Origin of the sequence: Streptomyces sp. NPDC019443 (genome assembly GCF_044389785.1) — a bacterium.
Lineage (GTDB): Bacteria > Actinomycetota > Actinomycetes > Streptomycetales > Streptomycetaceae > Streptomyces.
The window spans coordinates 101,297-125,428 of the sequence record NZ_JBIRYJ010000011.1; the positions used below are offsets into that span (position 1 = coordinate 101,297).

A 24,132-nucleotide genomic window follows, 5' to 3' on the forward strand; every position below is an offset into this window, starting at 1 on the left:
CGTCGTCGCCGTTGTTCAGCGCCAATTCGCTGGTGAAACTCCCAAGAGACCCTACAAACGACTCAGGGGCCCGATCCGCTCTCGCGGATCAGGCCCCTGACCTGGTGTTTCAGCTGTCGGGGTGGCGGGATTTGAACCCACGACCTCTTCGTCCCGAATGAGGTACGAGCAGTCCGGCCAGCTGGGTTGATGGCATTGCCGCAGGTCAGGCTGATGGCCTCGGTTGGTGTGGGGTGGTGTCGAAGGGGCTCGGGGAGCCAGTCGGCTCCCAGATGGCTCCCAGCGGGGAGCGGTAGATCGGTGCAGGTGCAGGCTGCGCAGAGCCGTGGTGGAGCCATCCGGTTGTAGTGAGACGGGGCCGAAGGGGAGGTCGGCGACCGTGCGGATGCGACTGTGGCGCTAAGTCAGGTCAGGCCGGTCCGGTGTAACCAAGCGCCTCCAGGCGAGCTCTGAGCCGTGCCGCAGTGTCCTCGCTCTGCCTCTCCAAGTCCGTGAGCGAGGTAGCGTATCGGTCGCCCCATGAGCGGTAGACATCGACCAGTCCCTGTCGTTCCGCAGCGACGAGCCTCTCCATGCGAGATCGGAGATCGTCACCAAGAACATCAAGCACGCGTTCGCGCGCCAGGGTCTCAGGAAGGTACGAACGCTGGCCGTCGGCCGCCGCCCACCGGTCGATCACCCCGAAAAAACCCCGCTGGTCCAGGCTTCTGAGGTCGTCGTGCCGGTCTGACCACCATGCTGCGAAGACGCCGGCCAGTTGGTACCGGTCCAGGATCCCCTCCGGCAGGAGCTCCTCACGGAAGGAAGCCACGAGCCGGGGGCGCAACATCAACAGCTTCCCAGAGCCCGCGAGCTCGGCAATACGTGATTCCGTTCCCTCCCACCATGCACGGCAGTGGTTGATGAAATCCCGCTCTCGAACAGCAGCCAGTTCCGGGATGCGCGCTGCAGTCGCCCCACAGCCCTCGCTCAAAAAATCGAGGTAGTCGGAACCCTGCGGCGCGAACAGGTCAGCGAGGCCGATACCAAAGACGTGGAACTTCCGTGTCTCCGCGTCGACTTCGCTTCTTGGCACACCACCGGACAGCGCCGCACGGACGTCCAGCGGTGGCTCGGCAGGCGGACCGGCGTCGACGTAGCGCCGAATGTTGAGGTTGAAGTCGTTCGCTGCGATCTCATTCAGCGAGACCACCCGAGAGAAGCCGGGGATGTCTGCCCACTCGCGGAAAGCACCCACGATCTTCTCCACGTTCTGCGGTTCCAGGCGGTTCTGCGATCGCCCCGTGACCACTTCGCGCTCGGCGTTGATGAACAGCACCTGGCCGCGCTGATCCGCTGGTGTTCCGTTCGTGCCCCGCAGCACAAGGATGCAGGCGGGGATGGCTGTGCCGTGGAAGACGTTCGGTCCAATACCGATCACCGCTTCGAGCCGGGCGTCCTCGACGATTCCCCGGCGGATCTCAGCCTCCGCCCCGCCCCGGAACAGCACGCCATGCGGGGTAACCACCGCTCCGATGCCGTCCGGACGGAGTGTGGCCAGCACATGCTGGACATTCATCAGATCGGCCTTCTTGCCTTGCCCGGGTGTCCAGCCGTACTTCATGCGCTCCGGATACCTCACTTCCTTCTCGGAGTAGTTCATCGAGAAGGGAGGATTGGTCAGCACACAGTCGAAGCGCCTGAGATGCCCGTCCTCCAGTGAGTGGAGCGGATCGGTCAGCGTGTCCCCGCAGAGCACCGAACTGTCCGTAATGCCGTGCAACAGGAGGTTCAACCGGGCCGTGGACCACGTTGCGCCGTTCACTTCCTGCCCGAAGAGGGCGAGGTCTGCACCCTCCCCGCCGTGCTCGTCGATGTACTGCCTGGCCTGAATGAGCATGCCTCCCGAGCCAGCGAACGGATCGTAGACCGACTGACCCTCTTGCGGCCGGACCAGGCGGACCATCAGCCGGACCACAGAACGGGGCGTAAAGAACTCCCCACCGCGTTTCCCGGCACTGTCGGCGAACGCGCTGAGGATCAGGTCGTATGCACGACCGCCCACATCGCCGAACTCCAGATCGTCGTCACTCAGCGGAATGTGGTCGAAGTGATCGACCAGTGCGCTCAACTCGGCACGGCCCAGCCTTCTGTCGAAGTCAAGGGCCTCGAATACGCCCTCTAGTACTTCCCGGTTGCTTCGCTCAAGTTCCCAGAGGGCCTCGTTGAGCACGTGCCCCAACGCCTTGCCCTTGTAGCCGACGATGTGGGACCAGCGCGCACGCTCGGGCAAGTGAAGGATGCCTGGCTGATCAGAGGCCCGCTTGAGGACCAGCATCCCGGAGATGACGTCACGGTACTGCGGCACATCCATTTTGCCGCGCAGCAGGTCGGCGGCACCGAAGAGGGCCCGTGCCAACTGCCCGTGGGCAAGGGGACTCATGTGTGCCTCGTTCCTTGAATCAGCTCTCCGAAGATGGCTGGCCGCAGCGCCTCCAGGCGGTCGGCAATCTGCCGCTGGATTCTGATCCGGGCGTCCACATCGGCCAGGGCTTCGACGACAGCGTGCTGCCGGTCCAAGGGCGGCACGGTGACCGGCAACGCATTCAGCATCGCCGAGTTGAGCGAGGGGACCGTACCTGGGAGGGACTGTCCCAGCATGCCCCGTTGCACGGGTGGATAGGACAGATACGACACGAGGTACGCAGGCAGGATGAGCTCACGCCGGGGCCTGATACGCAGACAAGACGAGCCGTAGAACCATGTGGCGTGCTCTGCCTCGATCAGCGCCAACCGGCCGAGTGTCCCCTGCCGCACGACGAGGAGGTCGCCTTCCCGCAGCGCGAAGCGGGAGAGCCGGTTGGCCTCGCTCCACGGCACCCGCCGCAGCCGCCGGGTGTCCACCGTGTGGTGGTCGGTGAGATCCGGCGGTGAGATCACCGGCGCCCCGTCGGGCCCGTCGTTCAGGCTGTCCAGCAGCGACCCGGACGGGCCGGCTGTCACCTCACAGAGACTCCCGAGCGGAATCTGCTCAATGTGAGCCGGGGATGCGTCGTCTACTTGCACAGCACCTCCTTCGTCTCCTCGTACCAAACTTCTCTGCTTCTGCGGGTGGGGGAGCTGTACGTGCGTGGCTCCCCCACCGCCCCTCGGTTCGTCAGACAGTGCGCAGCCAGGCATGCATCGCGGTCCGCACCAGTTCCTCCGCCACGACAGTCAGCATGGCGGCAGCGACTACGGCCAATGCGGCCATGCCATGTCCCATGAATGACGCGCACGCCACAGCCACCACGGTGATCCCCAGGAGAACCAGCACAGCTCTCCTGGCCCGGGGCGGCAGGGACCATGCATGATGGACGTCGACAATCCTCATTGGGTTGTCCTTCCTGTCCCCGCGCACTGCGTGGGAACGGTATAGCCGCACCGCCCTGCCGGGCCTGCAAACCATGCGGGGTGGTGCGGTGGATATTGGTCAGATGATCTTCCCTGCGGAGCCGGACGGGAAGCGACGAACCTCTCCCGCCCCGCCACAACGCACATAGCCCGAGCACGCCCGAGCTTCGATACTCAAATCATACACACCGTCAGACCGCGGAGCTAGCTTCGCAGTTGATTGATGGTCTTCTACGCCAAGGTCCGAGTCCCCGGGCACCTGACGGGAGGGGGAGGCGAGCTGTTCCGCCTGGCTCCGCAAGTCGGCATTGCGCCGGCGGGAAGACTTCCTTCTCCGCAGCGGCCAAAGAGCTGAGGCGCTTGTGGAGGGTCTCGGCGCCCTGCTGCGGACGGGTGCCGAGGAGGGTGGAGACCTCTTCGAGGATGCGGCGCTCGACGTCGTGGTGGCGCAGAGCGCCGTGGCTGGTCAGGGCCTCGATGCGGCGGAGGTTGGAGCCGATCGAGCCCTCGCTGAGCAGGCGGAAGGTGCCGACCTGGGAGCCGTGGGCGACCTGGGTGCCGCCGCACAGTTCGCGGGAGAAGTCGCCGATGTCGACGATGCGGACGGTGTCGCCGTACTTCACCCCGAACGAGGTTCGGGCCCTGATCTTGCCTGCGCTGATGACGTTTGTGCTGGTCAGAGGCACGGTCCCGATTGGTGTCGGGTGGTGTGGAAGAGGGTTCGGAAGCGGGTCGGCTCCCAAGCGGCTCCCAGGATGAGCCCCGTCGACTGCCTCAGGCTGTTCGGCAACAGCACACGCACGATCGTCACATTTGGGCTGATGGGCCCCTCGAGGGAGCTGAGACCTACGCATTACGAGGCCCCACAAGATCATCTTGACTGGTACCGGACAGTGTCGCCAGATCCCGTTCTTTCCCAGGTCAGAGACTTCCGCTCCAGAACCCGCGTGCCGCCCACCCCGTGCCACCCAGTCCGCTCACGCACCGCTCACGCAGTGCGTCGCCCTGGGCAGAGGGGCTCAGCTGCTTCTGGAGCTCCTCGATCCGGTTGCTCGTGGCAGCAGCACGCTGCTGCTGGCGCCGGAGCTGCTCCTTCGCCTTGGCCAACTCGGCAGCGAGACGTGCCTGATCCGCCTCGCTCTGCGCTGCCTTCACACCCGCGTCCGTATATGCGGGCCCGAGTCGCTTGCTGTCGACGACCCCGCGTCGCGTCTGACACTCAGGGCAATCGACCACTCCCCGGACGTAGGTGTTCTCCCGGTGCTGGACGAAGGTGGTCACGTGATCGCAGGTGAGGATCAGTTTCCAGGCGTCCAGGTCCTTCTTGCGTTCCTCGGCAGAGGGGAAGGACTGAAAGAGCCGACTGAGCTTCTCGATCTGCGCCGGCCCCAGCGGCGGTGGCGGGCAGCACAGACAGCAGTGAGTCACGCGCGACCCGCTGGTGCCCCAGCGGCCGCTCTTGCAGTCTGGGTGCAGCTGCCGGAAGCGCTCCTCCATCGCCTCGTGGTCGCGCTTCTCCTCCTCGGTGAGGTACATCAGCCCCGGCCAGTCCCCCAGTCCGTCATACATGGGTTCGCCACAGCCTCGACAGCGCACCCCGGCCTTGTACTCGTCCCAGGTGAGCCGTGTCCCTTCACGCGCCCATGCTTCACGCTGCTCTACATCCCGGCGATCCTTCTCCTCAGCTGCGAGAGCCTCACGGCGCGCTCGTGCAGCTGCACGCTTCGCCTTCTGCTCTTCAGTCAGCTTGGCCATCGATTCCCCTCAGGACCAGACGCGTACGGGGGCCAACAACGCTGTCGCGCCTGCGCGGCCGACGGAGGTGCTACAGGACCGACTGCGCAACCCGGGACGCAACGATTGGCCCTTCACTCTATGGCGTGATCCGACTGCCCGTGGGCCCGCGCTGCGACCTCACAGAGAACCATCCACCACAGAACCTAGGGGAAGGAGGCGCACGTTGGATCCCACGGAACGTTCGCTTCGATGCCCACGTCAGCTGGGCCAACGCAGGGAACCGCCGCGGCTCGGTACCACCAGTACCTGGTCCATCCCAGCGGCCTGCTCTCTGGTCGCCGATGCGAGGGTTTCCGGGGTGAGCAGGCGGATGCCGTCCACATCCCCGATCAGCGCCGCGTACATGCGGGCCAGGCTGCGCGCGGTGCCTATGCCGTTGGAGGCTGGGAGTTCTGCGGCCTGCACCTCGGGCGGGTTGAAGTCCATCACTGCTGGGTCGGTGGCCGTATAGGCCCTGGTGCTTTACGAGTTCGGGTCGCTCCAGGCAGCGATCTGTTCGCGGAGGTCCTCGGGGACCGATTCCGGGGGCGCGGTGGTGAGGTCGACGCCGGGCTTGCGGTGCACCATGTGGCTGAGCCGGTCGCGTTCGTCCGCCGGCAGCCCGATGAAGAAGTCGAGGACCAGCGGCGTGGCGATCTGGTCGGCGAAGAAGCGGCCCGGAGTGCGGCCGGACCCCGGCGGATGACCTCGCCAACCAGCCAGCCCCAGGTTCGGCGGTGATACCCGTGCGCGGTGCCCGGCGTCCAGACAGGACGTTGCGCGACCAGTGCCGCTGCCATCGGGTGCCAGGCCAATGCCTCGGCCAGCGGTACCGGTTGCAAGACGTCTCAGCGGCGAGGCAAATGACAGTTCCCCAACCGCCCTGCCCACGCCTCCTTGTACAGCCCGTGAGTTGACCTGGCCGACCGGCATCGCGCTCCAACCGATCCTTCCGCCCCTAGAAGTGGGTGGCTGGAATCCGCCGCTCCCACCCCTATCGCTTACGTCCCGTGTATTGGAAGTAGCTTGCAGCTACTGTAAGTTGACCAGTCGTTAGTCGGCCAAGGTTGGGGAACCCTGGGTGGCCGAGGGGGAGGGACCAGCACATGGCTTGTCCACGTCCAGCGGGTTGGCTTGTGGCCAGTCTCATCAGCTGGATTCCGGCGCGCCTTGTGGCAGATGCATAAGCATGCAGCCCCAAGGCACCTTTGAGCGAGGCCAGAAAGTACGGGTCCAGGCAGCTGGCGTACCAGAGTTCGCCACAGTCAGGTTCGCCCTGCCCGGAGACCAATCGGGGTCATGGGATCTCATCCTGGTCGATGACGAAGACCGTCGACACGAAGTGAATCTGGCAGCCGGGGATACCGAGACCGTGCGACCTCTCGTCAGCGACGGGCGAGCTGACTCCGCCCGTGTGCTGGCCGCGATGTGGACCCAGTGGATGAACGCCGCGGCGACGAACGCCGAGTCCAGCGCGATGGCAGCCACACCACTGAAGCCGTACGCGCACCAGACGACTGCCGTCTACGGAGCGATGCTCCCCCAACCCCTGCTGCGTTTCCTCCTCTGTGACGAGCCGGGTACCGGCAAAACGATCATGGCCGGCTTATATCTGCGTGAGATGCAGAGGCTCGGCCTGATAAAGCGGGCGATCATCGTGTGCCCGGCGAACCTGGCCACCAAGTGGGTGGACGACTTCCAGCGACTACTGGGAGGCGGGCTGCGTCAGCTGACCTCGGCCACGGTGCGTGAGGACGCTCTGAACTCCAACGACCTGTGGGTGGTGTCGCTGGAACTGGCAGCGGTGAACCCCGCGGTGCAGGACGCCATCCGGCCGGACAAGGCCGGCTGGGATCTGGTCGTCTTCGACGAGGCGCACCGACTGACTCCAACTGCCGCCGGATTCCACCAGGTCGGACGGCTCCTGGCCAAGAACACCCCGCGGGCGCTGCTGATGACGGCAACGCCGCACCGGGGCAAAGAGTGGCTCTTCCGACACCTGCTGCATCTGGTCGACCCAGAGATCTACCCGGATCCGGGCAACGACCCCAACATCGAGCTCAGTGCGCTGCGCCCCGGCCCCATCCACTTCCTGCGGCGGATGAAGGAGGACTTGGTCGACTACGACGGCACGACCCGGTTGTTCAAGGGGCGCACCGCGCACAACCACAGCGTCCCGCTGTCGCAGACCGAGTACGGCTTCTACAGGGCCGCACTAGATATGGTCGACCGGTTCTTCCCCCCGGTGGCGCAGCCGCTTGCCCGCATGGTCTACGGCAAGCGAGCAGCCTCCAGTCTCTACGCGCTGGCCGAGACGCTGCGCCGGCGGCACGAGCACATGGGGGCGATGAGCGAGGCGGAGGCGGCGCTCATCGCCGACCGCGAGGATCACGGTGACGAGGCCGAGGTCGATGAGGCGAAGGTAATTCACACGGTCTCGGCCTCGACCAGGGCTGAGCGGGCTGCGATCAACAGCCTCGTGCAGCAGATCGAGGCAATGGTCAGTGACTCCCGCTGGCAGCCGTCGAAGTGGAAGCGACTCACTGACGATTGCCTGGCCGCCCACGGAATCCACCCTGGGAACGGTGAACAGGCTGTTGTCTTCACCGAGTACGCAGACTCGGCAGAGTGGATCGCCCGGCGGCTCCAGGACCAGGGATACACCGCCCATCTCTACTCCGGCCGCCAAGGAAAGACCGAACGCGACGAGGCGCGCAAGGCATTCATGCGCGGCGAATTTCAGATCATCGTCACCACTGACGCGGGCAACGAAGGTATCGACCTGCAGGCCGCGCACGTGCTCGTGAACTACGACATCCCGTGGTCTTTGGTCCGCCTCGAACAGCGGATGGGACGCATCCACCGCGTCGGTCAGCAGCGAGACGTTTACCTCTACAACCTGGTCGCCACCGACACCCGGGAAGGCGAGACCCTGCTCCGCCTCCTGGACAACTTCGTAACGGCCGCCAACGAGCTGCACGGCCAGATGTTCGACAGCCTTTCAGCGGTCGCCGAAATCACCGGCGTCGACTACGACAAGTGGCTGTCGGACCTCTACGGCAACGACGAGCTGAAGAAGCAGCAGGCCATCGACGCCGCCCAGGCGGTCCAAGCGCAGGAACTCAGCCGGGCAGCCCGGAAAGTCCGGGACAACGAGCGACGCCTGGCCAGCCAGGTGGACGCGGTGGCCGCACTGACCCTGCTTCAGCGTGATTTGTTCGCACGCATCAACCCGGCCATCGTCGAGGCATACCTCGACCGGCTCGCGGCGGCTGGCGTGCTGAAGTCCGCTCCGACCGCGGCCGGGCCCGGGTTTCGGCGGCTCTCCTTAAGCGGCAAGGCCATATTTCCGGCCACTCTGGGCGGACGGAACGAGGTTCACGTCGCCACCAGCGGGGACGTGGTGCGCGAAGCCTCGGAAAGCATCGACATCGGTGACACCGTCACCCTCGGCCCCGGTGAGCCAGGCTTCAGCGACCTGATCAACACAGCCGAGCACACCCTGGCCGAGGACCTGTACCAGTCCGGCGCCGCATCCGACCCCACCAGCCTCACCCCGTACGACCTGTACGCGTACGAGGCGACGATGACCGAGAGCAACGGCAAGCGCGCCAGCGTATGGGCCACCTTGATCAAGGTGGACGACAGCGGCAATGCCCGCCCGGTGCGATGGGAGTCCCTGGCCAACCTCGTGCCCACCGACCAGAACGGCGGCTCACCGCATCCGGCTCGGGAGGGCCACGCGCTCACAGCGGCCCGCGAAGTAGCCGCCGCGACCGTCGCGGAGCACCGGAAGGTGCGCGCCGACTGGTTCGCCCAGGCCCGCCGCGACCTGACCAACCTGCCGCTGACCCTGACGGACCGTATCGACGACCGCCTTGCCCGCCTTGAGCTGCGGCACCGGCTTCAGGCCCAGACCGCTCAGCGACTCGAGGAGCTGGAGCGGCTCGCGGACGTGCATCTGACCGAACCGAAGCAGGTGGGTCGAATCCGCGTCCTGGCCACCGCCGACATCAGCGTCCAGGCCGAGATCGACGCCGAGCTGGTCTCCATGCGGCGCGTGCAGCAGCTCCTTGAGCACGACGGCTGGACCGTGGCCGATGTCCACACCGAGGGCCGCGGTTACGACTTGGAGGCCCGCCGCCACAGCCAGGTCCGCCATGTCGAGGTCAAGGGCGTGCTCGGCAGCGCGGCCAGCGACGGCATCCGGATGACAGGCAACGAAGTCCTCATCGCGACCCAGCACCGCAAGGAGTACTGGCTCTACGTCGTCGACCAGTGCGCCGACGGCAAGGGCCGATTCTTCGGCGCCTACCAAGACCCCGCCACCCTCTTCGCGAACGTCATGACCGGGAACGCGGTGTTCCGTGTCCCGGGCAGCAGCCTCAAGAACGCCCCCGGGAGCAACGCATGACCCGAATGATTGAACGCTGGTTCCCCTGTGCCGAGGTTTCGGCGAACAGTTCAGCAGGATGGGGAAGCGGTGCGACCGAGATCGGGCTGTTCCCGTGGTTCGCGAAGCGTCCAGTCGCACAGGCCAAGGCTGCCGTGGTCTGCTCGCTGCTGCCTTGGCCGGAGGATCAGGCTGAGCAACAGCGCCTTCAAGAGCTGGTGCACAGGGCCATGTCCGGGCGCTACGCCGCCTGGCAGATGCTCCACGACGAGATCCTCAAGGCGAACCCTGAGGGCGCATCAGTCCTGGACCCGTTCAGCGGGCGCGGAATGATCCCGCTCGAGGCGGGGCGGCTCGGGCTTGAGGCCCACGGTGTGGACTACAGCCCGGTCGCGGTGCTGGCCAGCACACTCCTCACCGACTTCCCCCTCCGGGACTGGTCTCAGGAGCCGAGCCTGCCGTTCGCCGAGGAGAGCGACGCCCTCTACGATGACCGGCCCCGGCTGCTTGTTGACGTTCGCGCAACTCTCGATGAGGTGGGACGCCGGTGGACGGCAGCCATGGCGGACTACTACCCCGAGGTCAACGGCAAACGACCGTGGGGATATCTGTGGGCCATCGCCATACCGTGCCAGGAGTGCGGCAACCGGTTCCCTCTGGCCGGCTCGTATGAGCTGCGAAGGCCGAGTCAGAAGCGCGGTCGGAAGGGCGCTCCGCCTGTCACCGATCCCGGCCAGTCGTTCTACATCGAAGCCGACCCGGCTGCCGGTACCTGCGCACCGGTGGTGCACGAGGGCCCTCCAAGGCGTACTCCAACACTGACGCGCGCTCGTACGGCTGAGGGGCGCACGCTCCCGGGGAAGTCGGCGATCTGCCCCTTCTGCAGTCATGTGCACCCACTCGATGTGCATCGACGACTCACCGACGAGAGGCGCGCCACAGACATGCTCCTGGTGGTGGCCGACCACTCGGACGACTTCGGCAAGGAGTACCGGGAGCCGACCCAGGCGGAGCTCTCGGCTGTCGCCGCAACGCCCGCGGCACTACGTGAGCTGTCCGACCCGAGTCCGTTTCTGAGTGCCGTACCAGACGAACGGATCGCACCGGGCAACAACAACATCATCGGGCCGTCCATCTACGGGGCGCGCACCTACGGCGACTTCATGTGCGATCGACAGACCCTGGCCTTCGTCATGCTCACCCGGTCCATCGCCGAGGTGGCCGACGAACTCATGTACAAGGCGGGGGTGAGCCCTGACTATGCGCGGGCGCTGAGTGGTTACGCAGGGGCCGTCGTCGCGCGGAAGCTGCGGAGGGCTACCCGCGGTTGCGCTCTCGATCCAAAGCTCAACAAGGTTCACGATATTTACGCGAATCAGGGGTCGATTGTGTTCTCCCAGGACTTCTTCGAGGTGGGGATCGGCACCGGTCCGGGATCATGGTCGTCACTGTGCAAAAGCAGCATGTCGACGCTCGCGAACCTGATGGCGGATATCCAGGGGATGCCGGTCAGCGTGACGCGGGGGTCCGCTACCGCGATGAACCTGCGGGACACATCCATCACCGCTGTGGTGACCGACCCGCCGTACGACGAGATGATCGCGTATGCCGACTCCTCCGATCTGATCTACGCATGGCTGAAGCGCGCCCTGCACTGCACCTGGCCCGAGCTCGTCGTCACTTCCGACGAACACGGCTGCCAGGAGAAATCGGAAGAGATCATCGTCAAACGGGTCCGGGGAGAGGCGCCTAACGAGCACCGAACTCGTGAGCACTACGACACGAAGATCGCCCAGGCGTTCGGCGAGATGCGTCGCGTGGTCCGCGACGACGGACTGGTAACCATCGTGTTCGGATCCGGAGACCCGGAGGTCTGGCAGCGCCTGCTCACGGCCATCGAGAAGGCCGGCCTGGTGATGACGGGGTCCTGGCCTGCGAACACCGAGGCCAGCAACCATCAGGGCAAGGCGAACATCGAGACCACCCTGACCATGACGTGCCGCCCCATGGCGCCCGGACGATCCCCTGGGCGCAAGGGCGCGGTCGAGGCCGAGATCAAGGCAGAGATCAAGCGGCGTTACCCGGACTGGGAGCGGTGGGGTTTGGCTCCGGCGGACATGCTGATGGCCGCTGCCGGACCGGCCATGGAGGTCGTCGGCCGTTACAGCGAGGTCCTCGACGCCAAGGGCGAACCCGTCGACATCTACACGTTTCTTCCGCTGGCGCGAGCTGCAGTCCAGGAGGCCATGGCCGTCGAGATCAACCACCAGCCGCTGGAGACCTTTGACGCTCGAACGCGGTTCGCGTTGTGGTGGATCACGCTCTACAACCGCCAGATCCGGGGGAAGTCCGAACTGCGCTGGCAGGCTCTGGCTTCCTCGCTCGACCTGACAGCGATACGCGACCTGGTCCCTGATGCCGACAAGGGTGTGCGGTTCATCGCCGCCCGCGACTACAAGGGCAAGATCGACGGAAATTCGACCGTCATCGACCTCGCCCTCGCACTCGCAGCTGCCTCGGAGGAGGGCCTGCAGGCCATGGGTCAGGTACTGGCGGATGCAGAGCACGCGGCCGACGACACCTTTCTGTGGGCCGCAGTCCAGTTCCTCGCGGATCGGCTTCCCGACAACGACCCAGACTCCGTCCGCTTCACCCGCGTGCTGCGCAACCGGGCCGGCGTGGTCAGTGCCGCCGAGACAGTCGCTGAGAACAACTACGAAGCATCCCAGCTCCAACTCGACGTCCAGTTGCGGCTCACGCGATGACGACCAACACCACCTCCGTGATCCTCGTGTCCACCAGCCCAGGAGAGAAGCCATGACGACCAGCGTGACGCCGTGGTGGAAGGCACTCAAGCTCCGCCAGGAGATCCGGAGCGCCTCCGGGCAGATCGATGACGTACAGATGTCGCTGTTCCGAGCCGTTCACGCCACGGGAGCCGACCGGCCGCCCTATGCCGACGCCGACTACTACGGTGACATCACGCACCCGACCGAACGGCTCATTGACCTGCTCACAGAAATCGCAGTCCGCATCGGTGGTGGCGACGACTACTTGAAAGCCCGAGCAGTCACCCGACTCGACCAGGGCATGGGCGGCGGTAAGTCGCACGCGTGCATCGGCGCCTACCATCTGGCCGCCAATCCAAGGGCGCTGCTGGGAACCGAGCTCGGCCAGAAGGTGACCGAGCGCGCGAGGGCCAGAATCGGCCACCCGCTTGCCGGCGGCCTTGGACGTCCACATGTCGTCGTGCTGCCCTGCGACAACATGACCCCAGGGGCCGCAGTACAGGAGCTCGATGGGCCCGCGGTCAACCTCTACGAGCGTTTCCTGTGGCGTCTTTTCTCCAAGGACTACACCCTCTTCGAACGCTACCGGCGGTTCTGGAGCGACAAGCACAAAATCGCTGAGGCCATCAGCGCGCTGAACCGACCCGTGCTGATCATCGTCGACGAGGTGCTCGACTACATCGGCAACGGACTGGACGGCGCAAACCAGATCGACCTGGCGGCCCAGGACATGGCGTTCCTACGGGCTCTGCTCGATGTCGTCAACGATGTCCCCCACGTCGCAATGCTGGTCGTGATGATTGCCTCCGACATCGATAAGACCGCGCTCTCGCCCGCCGCTCAGGCCCGCCGTGACGACGTGAATAGCCATCTCGACCGCAACGGCCTGCCGACCACTGTGACCGGCGTGGGCGACTTCGCCGACATCCTCCGCCGGCGGCTGTTCGACGCCGAACCCGCCGGCGAGGTGCTGGCTGCGACTGCTGCGCTCTACGAGGAAGTGCTGACGGACAAGACCTGGAGCAAGCAGGTCTGGGACCCGATCGGAGCCGCGTGGCGCCGCAACTGGCGTGCGGAGATGACATCTTGCTACCCGTTCCACCCCATGCTGCTGAGCCTGGCGCAGGAGGAGTGGAGCAAGGTCACCGGATTCCAACGGGTCCGGTCCACGATCCGCATCTTCGCCGCCACGGTCTATGCCCTGCAGCAGCGCGGCAAGTCAGGCGAGTGGGTGCCGGCTCTCATAGGGCCCGGCGACCTGCCGCTGTCGGACAGCACCGTCCGAGAGGCGCTCCTGGGCAGCGGCCTGGTCGAGGACGACCGCACCATCGCGAACTATCGGAGCCTGGCCGAGATCGAGGTCATCAACCACGACGGCTCGTCAGGCGCAGCGCGCCGCCAGGACCTCGAACGGCATTCCAGCACTTGGGGCACGAACAATCCGCGCGCGGCTGAACGGGCGGCCACCTTCATCTTCCTGGCGAGTGTTGTCGGCACACTGCGCCCGGGGCGGGGCCGCGGAGCTAGTGCTCCTGAGGTCAAGGCCGCCACCAGCGTGCCGGAGGCCACGTACACCGTCACCGACGCCGACGGCGTCGTCGATGAGCTGGTCAACCCGAACCAGGGGATGAGCGCGCTCGACATCACTCCCGGTCAGGGCAACAACAAGCCGGCCCGTTACTTCCTCTCCACCCGGCTCACCCACCGCATGCTGGTGAAGAACATCCGGCGCACCATCACCGAGGCCGAACGCGACCAGGTCATCGCCGATATCGCGAAGAGGCTGGCCAGCAACGGCCCGTTCCGCGATCTGCAGTTCGTCCCTGCGGACTCTCAGCGCAGTCCCGCCGACGTCCTCGCCACGGCCGGCCTGGACACCGCCTACACCACACGGCTCATCGTCCTCGACCCGGCGCAGTACAGCCTGCGAAACGGCATGGAGAAACCGACCCTCGAGGCACTCACTGTCGCCATGGGGCTCGGGCAAGGTGCGCAGCAGCTCCCCATCCAGTGGGCCAGCAGCGCGGTGTACGCCGTGGTGAACACCCAGCAGCGTGCTCTTGCGCGGAACTTGGCGGTGGAGTACCTGGCAAGGCAGAAGGCTCTGCAGGCGCCCGAGATTCAGAACGACGCCGAACTCAAGACGATCGGTGCCAAGGAGCTCGCCGAGGCCAAGACTCAACTGGAGAGAGCGCTCAAGCGGGCGTACCAGCATGTCGCCTACCTGGCCCAGCCCGACCCGGACGGGGAGCGGTACCTCGACCAACTTACATTCGACAAGGACAACATCACCGCCCTCGACGGCATGCTCGTCTGGAAGGGCCTCGCTGCTCGGGACAAGGTTTTCGACACTGGCCAGTTCAGCGCCAAGGCCCTCCTGCATAACCTTCGCGACCACGACTACGGCAAGACCCTCTCTGACATCCGAGCCGCCTTCTACAGCGCCCCACGATTGCCGCTGCTGTACGGCGGTGACCGCGACCTTCAGCAGGCGATCTACGATGCTGTCAGCCAGGGCCTGCTGAGCATCGTCGACGGAGCGGGCACCGAGGTGGAGGTCACAGCACCCGGACAGGTCAACCTCGCGAGCACGGGCCTGCGCCTCGCCAAACCACAACCCAAGACGTGCGCCAGCTGCGACCAGCTGGTTCACGAAGGTCGATGCTCCTTGAGTGCCGACGACACCGTCGATAACGGCTCGACGCGCAAGACAGGCAGCCCGGGGGGCGACACACCGAGCGTGCCCCGGCAACGGGAGACCGATGGGCCGAGTCCGGAGCAATCCCCGAAAAGGGAGCAGGCCAGGGACCGGCAGGTCGCCTTCTCGTTCACCAAGAACCTCCTGGCCAACAGCGACAGCGCCGACGGTTTTGCTGCACTCTTCCGGGCGTTCTACATGGCCCTAGACGAAAGGCAGATCAGCTATCTGCAAGGCACACTCCAGTTGGTCATTCAGGCCGATGAGGCCGAGCAGATCCAGCAACGCCTAGAAGAACTTGGCATAAATGGGATGTTCAAGGAGGTCTAATGCAAAAGTGCCTCAGCTCTCTTGAGGCGGAGCAGGGGTCCCGACAGAAGACGTCGAGCACGTCGTTAGCAGCCGGTCCGTCTCATATCGGCCAGTGTCCCGACGGGCGCCCTTACGGCTCCACAGTGAATCCCGAGACTGCTTCTGGACCTGGGGAGGATCATGGCAAGGGCACGGAAGCGGCGAGGATCGGCTGCGCGGAAGCGTCGCCAGCGACGGCTCAAGACCGGCGGCGTCAGTGGGGGCGTGATCGTCGTCTTGCTGGTGGTGTTCTGGGCGGCGATCTGGCCGTATCTCGTGGGCGCGCTCGTGTTCGGCGCCGCCACTGTCGGCGGGTGGTGGCTGTGGCGGACGGATCGGCTGATCAAGGGTAGTGATCGGCAATGGCGACAGGACGAAGCCGTGAAGGCCGGGCACCGGACGCTCGCCGAGGTCGATGCGATGACGGGCACGGAGTTTGAGGGCTTCGTGGTGGAACTCTGTCGGCGGGATGGCTGCACCGAAGTGCGGAGGGTCGGCGGCTCCCACGACAACGGCGCTGACGTGCTGGGTCGGCTCCCTGACGGCCGCAGCATGGTGATCCAGTGCAAGCGCTACACGCCCAAGAACAAGATCCCCAGTCGGGAGGTCCGTGACCTTCTCGGGGCGAAGGTGCACTTCAAGGTCGACGTGGCGATCTTCGTGGCCACGACGTACTTCAGCGGGCCGGCTGAGAGCTTCGCCACGGAGAACGACATCCTCGCCGTCCACCGTGATCACCTCGGGCTGTGGAACAACGGCGCATCGTTGGTGTCCCTCGGTGCGGTGAACGGCTCGGGGCAAGGGGACCGCCAGCATCGGGCTCGATGGAAGGAGACGTACGAGTAGGAGCGGAGGACTGCCGGAAAGCGTCGGCACTGGGGTGGGTGGAGTGGCCGGGGCGGGTGTCCGGCGTCGGTACCCTGGAGCGCATGTCTACTGCCCCGGTTCGCGTTCGTTTCGCCCCGTCCCCGACCGGCATGTTCCATGTCGGTGGTGCACGGTCCGCTCTCTACAACTGGGCGGTGGCACGACAGTCCGGCGGCACGTTCGTCCTGCGCATCGAGGACACCGACGCGGCCCGGAACAAGCCGGAGTGGATCGACGGCATCATCAACGCTCTGGCCGCGATCGGCATCCACGGCGAGGACGCCGCATTCGAGGGCCCGTACTTCCAGTCGCACAACGCCGCCCGACACAGCGAGGCCGCTCAGCAGCTGTACGCGGCGGGCCGGGCGTACTACTGCGACTGCACCCGGGAGCAGCTGAAGGAGCGCACAGGTTCGGAGCACCTCGGGTACGACGGGTTCTGCCGTGAGCGCGGGCTCGCGTTCGAGGAGGGGCGCGCGCTGCGGTTCAAGACCCCGAACGAGGGCGAGACTGTCGTTGTCGACCTGATTCGCGGGGAGCCGGCGTTCCCGAACAACGCGATCGAGGACTTCGTGATCGCGCGTGGTGACGGGTCCCCGGTCTTCCTCATCGCCAACGTGGTCGACGACCTGGACGAGGGCATCACGCAGGTCATCCGCGGAGAGGAGCACCTGTCGAACACGCCGAAGCAGCAGTTGCTTTGGGAGGCGCTCGGCGCCAAGCCGCCGGTGTGGGCGCACCTGCCGGTGATCGTGAACGAGAAGCGGCAGAAGCTGTCCAAGCGCCGAGACAAGGTGGCGCTGGAGGACTACCTCGGCGAGGGCTTCCTGCCCGAGGCCATGGTCAACTACCTGATGCTGCTCGGCTGGGGGCCGGGCAACGACCAGGAGATCCTTCCGTACGAGGAGCTGGAGCAGCTCTTCCAGATCGAGGACGTCAACACCGCCCCTGCCTTCTTCGACGTGAAGAAGCTGACGGCCTTCAACGGCGACTACATCCGCGCTTTGGCACCGGAGCAGTTCGCCGCCGCGTGCGCGCCGTGGCTCGTCGCCCCGTACGCGCCGTGGCAGCCCGAGGCTTTCGACCGGGCCGTCTTCGAGACGGTGGCGCCGCTGGCCCAGACTCGGCTTGCGCTGCTGTCGGAGATCACCAGCTATGTGGACTTCCTCTTCCTCGACGAGCCGGTCGAGGAAGAGGCGTCGTGGAACAAGGCGATGAAGGCCGGTGCCAACGACGTCCTGAGTGACGCACGCGCCGAGCTGGCTGCTGTCGCGAACTGGAGGGCGGACGACCTGAAGGCCGTTCTGCTCGCCGTCGGTGAGAAGCACGGGCTGAAGCTGGGCAAGGCCCAGGCGCCCATCCGGGTTGCGGTCACCGGCCGGACGATCGGGCTCCCGCTGTTCGAGTCCATGGAGCTGCTCGGCCGGGACCGCATGCTGGCCCGTCTGGACGCCGCGGCCAAGAAGCTGGCCGCGCAGGCGTAGCCGCCGGTCAGGCGACCTTCGCGAGGAGGTCGCCCCAGGCGTTGCCGAAGTAGTTCAGATCGAACCCGGCCAGGGCCTCGTACGCGGCCTTGGCCTCACTCTGGCGCGCCGCCGCGCGTTCCCAGACCTGCGCCGGCAGGCGGCCAAGGTCCGGGGCTGGCTGGCCGGCCAGCGTGGCAAGGTCGCCCAGGCCAGCCACCGGGCGGATCAGGCAGGGCAGGCCCAGCAGCAGGGCCTCGGCCGCACAGCGGCTCCAGCCCTCTCGCATCTGCGGGAGGAAGACGCCGACGTCGCAGGCGAACAGCAGCCGCAGGTACCGCTCGCGCTCCACGTCGAAGTGCGCGCCGTCGAAACCGATGGTGTTGCTGCCGCTGGTGATCACCCGTAGTCCGGAAGCGCCGGCCAAGGCTGCCGAGACCTCCTCCGTGCCCTTCCAGTGCACGGCCTTACCCGCATACACGCCGATCACGTCCGAGGGCAGTCCGAACTCCGCACGGCACTCGGCTCGGTCGAAGCCGCGAGCACGCTCCACCTCGGCCATGTCGAAGGCGTTGTAGATCACCCGTACGTTGCGCACTCCTCGGGCGCGGAGGAAGTCGGCCCAGTACGGGGCAACGCACACCACGGCGGCGCACTGCGGCAGCACCTGGAACATCCGTTCCCAGAGCATGGCCTCGACGGGGGCGGAGTCATGCTGCAACGGCTCGTAGTGGTGGAGAAGAAACACTGTGCGGGCCCGCATCGCGGGCGTGAAGAGCAGCAGGCTCAGGTCGTCCCACACGAACGAGCCGGTCGCACTGTGCAGTGCCCGCACGGTCGGGACCAAGCGGGCGAGGTGGCGCAGCTTGCGCCATCGGCGGACGCGGTAGGTGCGTTTGTGGTCCGGGACCGTGCGCCACTCCACATCGTCGGCCGTCGCCTCGTGGAGCATCCGCAAATAGACCCGGCCGCCGGTACGACCGACCGGCTCCATCGAGTAGACGACCCGTTTCACGGACGTACCTCCTGTTGGTGTCGGACGTACTCGGCGTGAAGCAGTGCGTGCGCGGCTCCATGCTCCGGGCTGAGGGGACGGGCGGCCTCGGCGAGCGGGAGATGGAACTCGGTCAGGTTCCGTACGAACTTCCGCCGGCGCTCGTGATTCGGCGAGGCAGCCAAGTCGCGCAGGTTGTGGATGCGGTCGGCGAGCCTTACGAGGAGTTCCTCGCCGGGAAGCGCGGCCGTCTTCCTGCGCCAGCGGGTCTCGTCTCCAGGCGCCTTCGGGCGGCGTTCGAGCCGGTGGTCGGGCGTCATCGCGCGCAGCCGGGCGGTGAACGCTTCGCCCAGCTGATGGGTGACGAGAGCTTCCGAGCCCGGATCAACCTCCAGGGCGTCGTGCAGGAGGCCCAGGAGGAGCGTCTCGGACTGCGTGACGCCGAGCTCGGAACGCAGGATCGTGACGACGGCGAGCGGGTGCTGGAGGTAGGGGGTGCCCTGGTCTCGGGTATGGCCGGCGTAGATCGTCAGGGCCAGGCCGGCGGCCACGCGGGCGCGGGAATGCTCATTGGCGGGGCATGCGGCGGTTCTGAGCGTGGACAGAACGTGGGCCAGATCGATGGCGCCCATCTGCGTCACCCTTCCCCTACGAACGAGCGGGCCTGCACACGGGGATCGGGGACGTGGTCGGCGAGCAGCAGCGTGTCGCCGACGGCGAGTGCGTCGAGCCCGAGGTCGACCGCAGCGGGTACGGCATCCTCGACGGTGCGCAGGATCGGCGTGCCCTTGCGGTTGAAGGAGGTGTTCAGCAGGAGCGGAAGGTCGGTGCGCTCGTGGAACTGCTCCAACAGCTCGCGCAGGCCCTGGTGGTTGTCCGCAACGGCCTGGACGCGGGCCGTGCCGTCATGGTGGGTCACTGCGGCGATGCGATCGGCTCGGCACTGGCGGACGCGGGCGACGCGGTTCATGAAGGGGTCGCCCTCCGACATGAACCACTGCGTGGCGTGCTCGGCGAGAACCGCCGGGGCGAACGGGCGGTACGCGGCTCGCTGCTTGATCGCGTTGAGTCGGTCCCGCGTGGCGGCGTGGCCCGGGTGGGCGAGGATCGACCGGTGTCCGAGGGCCCGGGGCCCGAACTCGAGCGGCCCCTGCACCCAGCCGACGATGCGGTGCTCCGCGAGCAGCGCGGCCACCGTGGGCGCCAGCTTCGCCCCGAGGCCAGTCAGGGCGCGGTAACCCGACGTCATCGCCCCCGCCGACAAAGTGCCGGGGCACGGGCCCCAGGCCGCGTCGGTCGGCACCGGAAGGCGCTCCTGTCCGAGCTGGTAGTGCCAGCCGTACAGCGCGGTGCCCACGGCGGTGCCCGCGTCGTGCGGCGCCGGCGCCACGAAGAGGGTGTCGAACCCGCTGTCGGCGGCCAGCTGGCCGTTGAGGTGGGAGTTCAGTGCGCATCCGCCAGAGAACACCAACGCGGAGGCCCCAGTGAGGCGTTGCAGGTGGCGGGCGATGTGGACAACCGATTCGGCGAAGACCTCCTGCACGGCGGCTGCCAGGTCGGCCTGCACGTCTTCGGGCTGCTCCGTGACGTTGTCGGCTGTCCAGGCCCGGCCGCCGAGCAGCAGCGGAGTGGCGCTGTCCGCCGAGCCCCAGGGGTGGTCGATCCGGACCTCGCCGTCGTCGCCGAGCCGGACGAGTTCGCGGACCTGCGCTCCGTAACGCTGGGGATCACCGAAGGCTGCGAGCGCCATCATGCTGCCCTCGGGCTCGTCCCCGGGCGGGATCACCCGCCGGGCGAGGTTCCGATAGAAGTGCCCGAGGGAGGAGTGGATACGCCGCGGCCCGGCGGGGCCGGGGACCACGGTCGGCATGCCCTGGTGAAGGCGGTCGATGTGATCGGGCCGCAGGTCGTAACCCGTGATGCGCTCCCGGCCCGGCCCGAAGTCGGAGCCGAGGGAGGAGCCGCCGGCGTCGATGACCAGGCCCGCCGCGTGCTCGTGCTCGGAGAGCAGGTAGCCGGAGAGCACGTGGGCCGTGTGGTGGGAGAGGAGGCGGAGGTGTTCGCCGAGCGGGGCGGGCAGGAGGGCGGCAAGTTCGTCCCGTTCCTCGGCCAGCCACCAGCCGGCGGCGGGGTTGGGGCGCATGGATGCCGCCCAGACGGCGTCCACGTCCTGCGGTTCGATGCCGGCCGCCTCCAGGCACCACTGGAGCCCACGGGTCGGGGCGGTGAGCGTGCCCTTGCGGTTGGGGTGGTTGTGCTTGATGCCGCTCCAGCGTTCCTCTTCGGCCGCGTAGAGGCGGCCGTCGATGACTAAGGCGGCGCTGGTGTCGTGGTGGAAGTTCAGTCCGAGGACTGCGGGCATGGTGGTGGACCTCCGGTCTGGGTTCAGATGGCGAGGGCCGGGGCGGGGAGGAGAGCGGCGCGGGAGTCGGTGTACTCGTGGCAGCGCAGGCAGAACTGGAAGTGGTGGCCGCGGGGCGCGAACACTTTGGCCGCGAAGTCCTCGTCCCAGATGCTGAATTCGCTGTCGTCCTTCGCCATGGCGTTGAAGCAGCGATAGCAGGACCCATCCATCTCGATCATCAGGTGCTGGTCGAGGTAGCGGTCGCAGATGCCGCGCAGCTCGTTCGCCGGCTGGCCGACGTCGACGTGGTGCACGTGGTTGGTGACGTGGATGGCGCCGTACGTGTCGCACAGCCTCGCGAGCTGCGTGAGGCGGGAGGAACTGATGCCTTCCAGGACGCTGTTGATGACCACGGTCTTGTCGGCCTCGCGGAGGCGGGGCACTACGGCGTGGACCTCGTCGTAGTTCTCGTGCTCGTCGTCGCAGCCGATGAGGACCTGGTCGTACGAGCGGAGGGTGGCCTCCATGATCCGCTTGTTGCGGGCCAGGGTGATGGCGTTCGTGCCCAGGACCATGACCTTGTCCGGCAGACGGGTACGGGCCGCGTCGCTGAGGGCGAGGAAGTTCCGGTGCACGGTGGGCTCGCCGCCGTTGATGTGCAGCTGCTGGAAGGGGATGGTCTCCAGCCGGGTCAGGATGGTGGAGAACAGCTCCTGGGACATGTTCTCGCCCTGGGCGCCGTCGGCGAAGATGCAGAAGTCGCAGGACCGGTTGCACTTCGTCGTGATCTTGATCTTCGCCGTCTTCAGGGCGCGGGGCAGGGGCGCACGCGCGGGCATGGTGGGACTCCTTGTGTCAGGGGTGGATGTCACCGGGGGTGAGGCTGAGGAAGTCCTGCACGGTGGACTTCTGCCGGTGCCAGAGCGCGAGGGTCGAGCGCAGGGTGCCGGCGGTGGTCGGTCCGGTGGGGATCAGCGTCGCCATCCGGGCGGCCAGCCGTTGGGCGGAAGTGGCCTCATCCGCCGCGAGCGCGTTCAGGGTCCGCGCGGCGGCTCGGAGTTCCTTCGCCTCGCGCCGGATCAGGTAGTCGGTCACTACGCCGGGCGGCGGGTCGAGGTAGTACAGCCAGCGGGCGACGCGTACGCGGAGCATCCCGGCGGTCATCACCCAGTCGGTACGGGCGTGCTCCTCGTCCTGGCCGGCGGGGCGGTCCGCGTCGGGGACGCGGCGCATCGCCGCCTCCAAGGCGACATGGGCCGTGCGGAGCAGGTGACGCGGGCCGCGAGGACGGGCGTTGGGTTGGTCTTCGGAGTGCCCGAGGAACAGCTCGGCGTACCCGTCCAGCCCGGTCGGCCGCCATTGCGTGAGGGCGGCCGTCTTGCCGGGACAGCGGGTCCGTGTCGCGAGCGCGGCTGCGGCGAACCAGCATGGGGCGAGGTAGTGCCAGGCCACGCAGTGGCGCCGGTACGCGGCGATGTCCTCCACCACGTTGTCCGTACTGTCCGCCGCCAGCTGGTACCGGCCGCCGAGCCGGGCCTGGAGGATTCCCCGGTAGAACCGCTCGTCGACCTCGCACCAGGGCGCCATCTGAGCCCGGGACTTCCAGCGCTGGAATTCCCGGGCGCTCCCGCTGATCAGCGACCAGGTCGCGAGCTCGGGCGCGGAGACGTGTCGCCCGTCCGCCTCGGCCAGGGTGAACGCGAAGCCGGGCGGATGCTCCAGAAGGCGCCCGTGGGAGATCTCCCGGCCGACCGCGGCGGTGTGCGCGGCGGCCAGTCGGTGGTTCCACTCCTCCCAGTCTTCAGGTGCCTCGCATAGGAGGACGCGTACGTCGACGTCGGAGTGGGGAGCCAGCAGGTCGGCCGGCTGCCACTTGTGGGTGAGCATCACCGCCCCGACGCCGTGGGCCTCCAGCTCGCGTTCGTACAACCCTCCGATCCCCGCGTAGAGGGGCGGCGCCTCGACCACGACCATCACCGCTCCCCGGTGGCGGGGCGGGCGCAGGAGGGCCGGGCCGTGTCCGTGGCGAGCACGGGGAGCAGGGGCAGGACCGGGGTGCCTTCGGGACGTTCCATCCGGTCCCAGCGCAGGTCGTAGTCGACGTAGTGAAAGCCTTGCCAGGCGTCGTTCGCGTTGCGTTCGAGCATGGCCTGGAAGAGGTGCGCGAAGGCGTCGTCGAGAGTGCCGCCGGCGAGGTGGGGCTTCAGGGGGATGTCGCGGTTGTGGAGGATGCAGGGGCGGGCCACGCCCGTGGGCGTGATCTTGATGCGGTTGGCGTCCGAGCAGGTGGCGCAGCTGGAGTTGGAGATGAATGCGATGGAGCCGGCCCAGCCTTCAGGGCTCAGGTAGCGGCCGGGGCTGCGGACGCCGAGCTGGTCCCTGGGGACCTCGCCGGCGTTCGCGAACCACTCGTGGAGACGGTCGCGGACCTCCGCCTCACTGATGAACTCGGTGTCGAACAGCGCCTGGGCCGGGCCGATGTTCTGGAGTTCGATCAGGCGGACGGCGATCGGCAGTTCCCTGGCGAGCTCGGCCACGGCGAAGGCGTCGTCCAGGTAGGTGCGCTGGAGGACACAGTTGATCTTCACGCGTAGGCCGAGGGAGAGCGCGCTGTCCACCGTGGCCCGAGCGAGGCGGGGGTCGCCGCCACCCATGATCGCGGCGGACCGTTCCGGGTCGAGGCTGTGGAGGCTGAGGTTGAGGTACGTCAGGCCGGCGCGCTGGAGCTTTTCGACGCTCAGCCCGCGGCGCAGGTTGCCGTGGCTGGTCATGCCGATCGCGGCGTCGGGCCCGAGGCCGTCCGCGAGGCCCGCGATCACGTCGAGGATGTCCGCCCTCAGGGTCGGTTCGCCGCCGGAGCAGTGCGCCTTCCTGATCTTCCAGGCTCCGGCCTCGGCGGCGATGGCCGCGTAGTCGGAGGCGGTCAAGGGACGGTCCTTGTGCCCGTAGTCCGGCATGCAGCGGGGCTTGCAGAACACGCAGTCCAGGTTGCACAGGGAGTTCAGGGTGAAGGCCAGGTAGGGGTGGTTGCGGCCGGTCGCGGCGAAGGCGGCGGCCAGGTCGTGGTGGCGGGTGGTGAGCATCG

16 protein-coding genes and 1 pseudogene are annotated in these 24,132 nt (G+C 67.1%); 5 read left to right on the forward strand and 12 right to left on the reverse strand.

Annotated features, from left to right (window positions below):
* Positions 1-409: 409 nt before the first annotated feature.
* From ACH492_RS28935 to ACH492_RS28960, 6 genes and pseudogenes are all read right to left on the reverse strand, one after another.
* Complete coding sequence (locus ACH492_RS28935) at positions 410-2,422, reverse strand: N-6 DNA methylase (RefSeq protein ID WP_398990651.1); 2,013 nt, start codon at positions 2,420-2,422, stop codon at positions 410-412.
* Positions 2,419-3,159, reverse strand: a complete 741-nt coding sequence (locus ACH492_RS28940) for a restriction endonuclease subunit S (protein ID WP_398990653.1) — start codon at positions 3,157-3,159, stop codon at positions 2,419-2,421. Before ACH492_RS28940 ends, ACH492_RS28935 begins: the two co-directional genes overlap by 4 nt.
* Complete coding sequence (locus ACH492_RS28945; RefSeq protein ID WP_398990655.1) at positions 3,137-3,352, reverse strand: hypothetical protein; 216 nt, start codon at positions 3,350-3,352, stop codon at positions 3,137-3,139. The genes ACH492_RS28940 and ACH492_RS28945 overlap by 23 nt, the downstream gene beginning before the upstream one ends.
* Positions 3,353-3,563: 211 nt before the next feature.
* Positions 3,564-4,058 (reverse strand): hypothetical protein, encoded by a 495-nt coding sequence (locus ACH492_RS28950; protein ID WP_398990657.1) that lies wholly within the window; start codon positions 4,056-4,058, stop codon positions 3,564-3,566.
* Positions 4,059-4,293: 235 nt separating this feature from the next.
* Complete coding sequence (locus ACH492_RS28955; protein WP_398990659.1) at positions 4,294-4,941, reverse strand: hypothetical protein; 648 nt, start codon at positions 4,939-4,941, stop codon at positions 4,294-4,296.
* A gap of 447 nt (positions 4,942-5,388) precedes the next feature.
* Positions 5,389-5,987 (reverse strand): annotated as a pseudogene (locus ACH492_RS28960) (serine hydrolase); the annotation flags it as partial.
* Between the two features lie 533 nt (positions 5,988-6,520).
* Here ACH492_RS28960 and ACH492_RS28965 point away from each other — a divergent pair.
* From ACH492_RS28965 to gltX, 5 genes are all read left to right on the forward strand, one after another.
* Positions 6,521-9,562 (forward strand): helicase-related protein, encoded by a 3,042-nt coding sequence (locus ACH492_RS28965; RefSeq protein WP_398990661.1) that lies wholly within the window; start codon positions 6,521-6,523, stop codon positions 9,560-9,562.
* The gene (locus tag ACH492_RS28970) at positions 9,559-12,306 is read left to right on the forward strand and encodes a DUF1156 domain-containing protein (protein WP_398990664.1); all 2,748 of its coding nucleotides are present in this window, start codon (positions 9,559-9,561) and stop codon (positions 12,304-12,306) included. The genes ACH492_RS28965 and ACH492_RS28970 overlap by 4 nt, the downstream gene beginning before the upstream one ends.
* A gap of 139 nt (positions 12,307-12,445) precedes the next feature.
* Positions 12,446-15,358, forward strand: a complete 2,913-nt coding sequence (locus ACH492_RS28975) for a DUF499 domain-containing protein (protein WP_398990666.1) — start codon at positions 12,446-12,448, stop codon at positions 15,356-15,358.
* Positions 15,359-15,604: 246 nt separating this feature from the next.
* Positions 15,605-16,225 (forward strand): restriction endonuclease, encoded by a 621-nt coding sequence (locus ACH492_RS28980; protein WP_398990668.1) that lies wholly within the window; start codon positions 15,605-15,607, stop codon positions 16,223-16,225.
* A 131-nt stretch (positions 16,226-16,356) separates the two neighbouring features.
* Positions 16,357-17,730: a glutamate--tRNA ligase gene (gene gltX / locus ACH492_RS28985; RefSeq protein ID WP_398990831.1), complete on the forward strand. Its 1,374-nt coding sequence runs from the start codon at positions 16,357-16,359 to the stop codon at positions 17,728-17,730.
* A 7-nt stretch (positions 17,731-17,737) separates the two neighbouring features.
* On the opposite strand, the gene ACH492_RS28990 is transcribed toward gltX, so the two are convergent.
* The 6 genes from ACH492_RS28990 to ACH492_RS29015 are packed head-to-tail and all read right to left on the reverse strand — an operon-like array spanning position 17,738 to position 24,130.
* Positions 17,738-18,724 (reverse strand): glycosyltransferase, encoded by a 987-nt coding sequence (locus ACH492_RS28990; protein ID WP_398990670.1) that lies wholly within the window; start codon positions 18,722-18,724, stop codon positions 17,738-17,740.
* Positions 18,721-19,335, reverse strand: a complete 615-nt coding sequence (locus ACH492_RS28995; RefSeq protein ID WP_398990672.1) for an HD domain-containing protein — start codon at positions 19,333-19,335, stop codon at positions 18,721-18,723. Before ACH492_RS28995 ends, ACH492_RS28990 begins: the two co-directional genes overlap by 4 nt.
* Positions 19,336-19,340: 5 nt before the next feature.
* On the reverse strand, positions 19,341-21,065 hold the full coding sequence (locus tag ACH492_RS29000) for a carbamoyltransferase (protein ID WP_398990674.1): 1,725 nt from the start codon (positions 21,063-21,065) through the stop codon (positions 19,341-19,343).
* Positions 21,066-21,088: 23 nt separating this feature from the next.
* A complete protein-coding gene (locus ACH492_RS29005) occupies positions 21,089-21,886 on the reverse strand; it encodes a radical SAM protein (RefSeq protein WP_398990676.1) in 798 nt (265 codons plus the stop codon).
* Positions 21,887-21,902: 16 nt separating this feature from the next.
* Entirely contained in the window at positions 21,903-23,021 is a 1,119-nt protein-coding gene (locus tag ACH492_RS29010; RefSeq protein WP_398990677.1) for a hypothetical protein, read from the reverse strand.
* The gene (locus ACH492_RS29015) at positions 23,021-24,130 is read right to left on the reverse strand and encodes a radical SAM protein (RefSeq protein WP_398990679.1); all 1,110 of its coding nucleotides are present in this window, start codon (positions 24,128-24,130) and stop codon (positions 23,021-23,023) included. Before ACH492_RS29015 ends, ACH492_RS29010 begins: the two co-directional genes overlap by 1 nt.
* Positions 24,131-24,132 lie beyond the last annotated feature (2 nt).

Bases quoted from the DNA above. Each gene is read 5' to 3' on its own strand.
- ACH492_RS28935 (WP_398990651.1), bottom strand. From the start codon at position 2,422: ATGAGTCCCCTTGCCCACGGGCAGTTGGCACGGGCCCTCTTCGGTGCC.
- ACH492_RS28940 (WP_398990653.1), bottom strand. From the start codon at position 3,159: ATGCCTGGCTGCGCACTGTCTGACGAACCGAGGGGCGGTGGGGGAGCC.
- ACH492_RS28945 (WP_398990655.1), bottom strand. From the start codon at position 3,352: ATGAGGATTGTCGACGTCCATCATGCATGGTCCCTGCCGCCCCGGGCC.
- ACH492_RS28955 (WP_398990659.1), bottom strand. From the start codon at position 4,941: ATGTATGACGGACTGGGGGACTGGCCGGGGCTGATGTACCTCACCGAG.
- ACH492_RS28970 (WP_398990664.1), top strand. From the start codon at position 9,559: ATGACCCGAATGATTGAACGCTGGTTCCCCTGTGCCGAGGTTTCGGCG.
- ACH492_RS28975 (WP_398990666.1), top strand. From the start codon at position 12,446: ATGTCGCTGTTCCGAGCCGTTCACGCCACGGGAGCCGACCGGCCGCCC.
- gltX (WP_398990831.1), top strand. From the start codon at position 16,357: ATGTTCCATGTCGGTGGTGCACGGTCCGCTCTCTACAACTGGGCGGTG.
- ACH492_RS28995 (WP_398990672.1), bottom strand. From the start codon at position 19,335: ATGGGCGCCATCGATCTGGCCCACGTTCTGTCCACGCTCAGAACCGCC.
- ACH492_RS29000 (WP_398990674.1), bottom strand. From the start codon at position 21,065: ATGCCCGCAGTCCTCGGACTGAACTTCCACCACGACACCAGCGCCGCC.
- ACH492_RS29005 (WP_398990676.1), bottom strand. From the start codon at position 21,886: ATGCCCGCGCGTGCGCCCCTGCCCCGCGCCCTGAAGACGGCGAAGATC.
- ACH492_RS29010 (WP_398990677.1), bottom strand. From the start codon at position 23,021: ATGGTCGTGGTCGAGGCGCCGCCCCTCTACGCGGGGATCGGAGGGTTG.
- ACH492_RS29015 (WP_398990679.1), bottom strand. From the start codon at position 24,130: ATGCTCACCACCCGCCACCACGACCTGGCCGCCGCCTTCGCCGCGACC.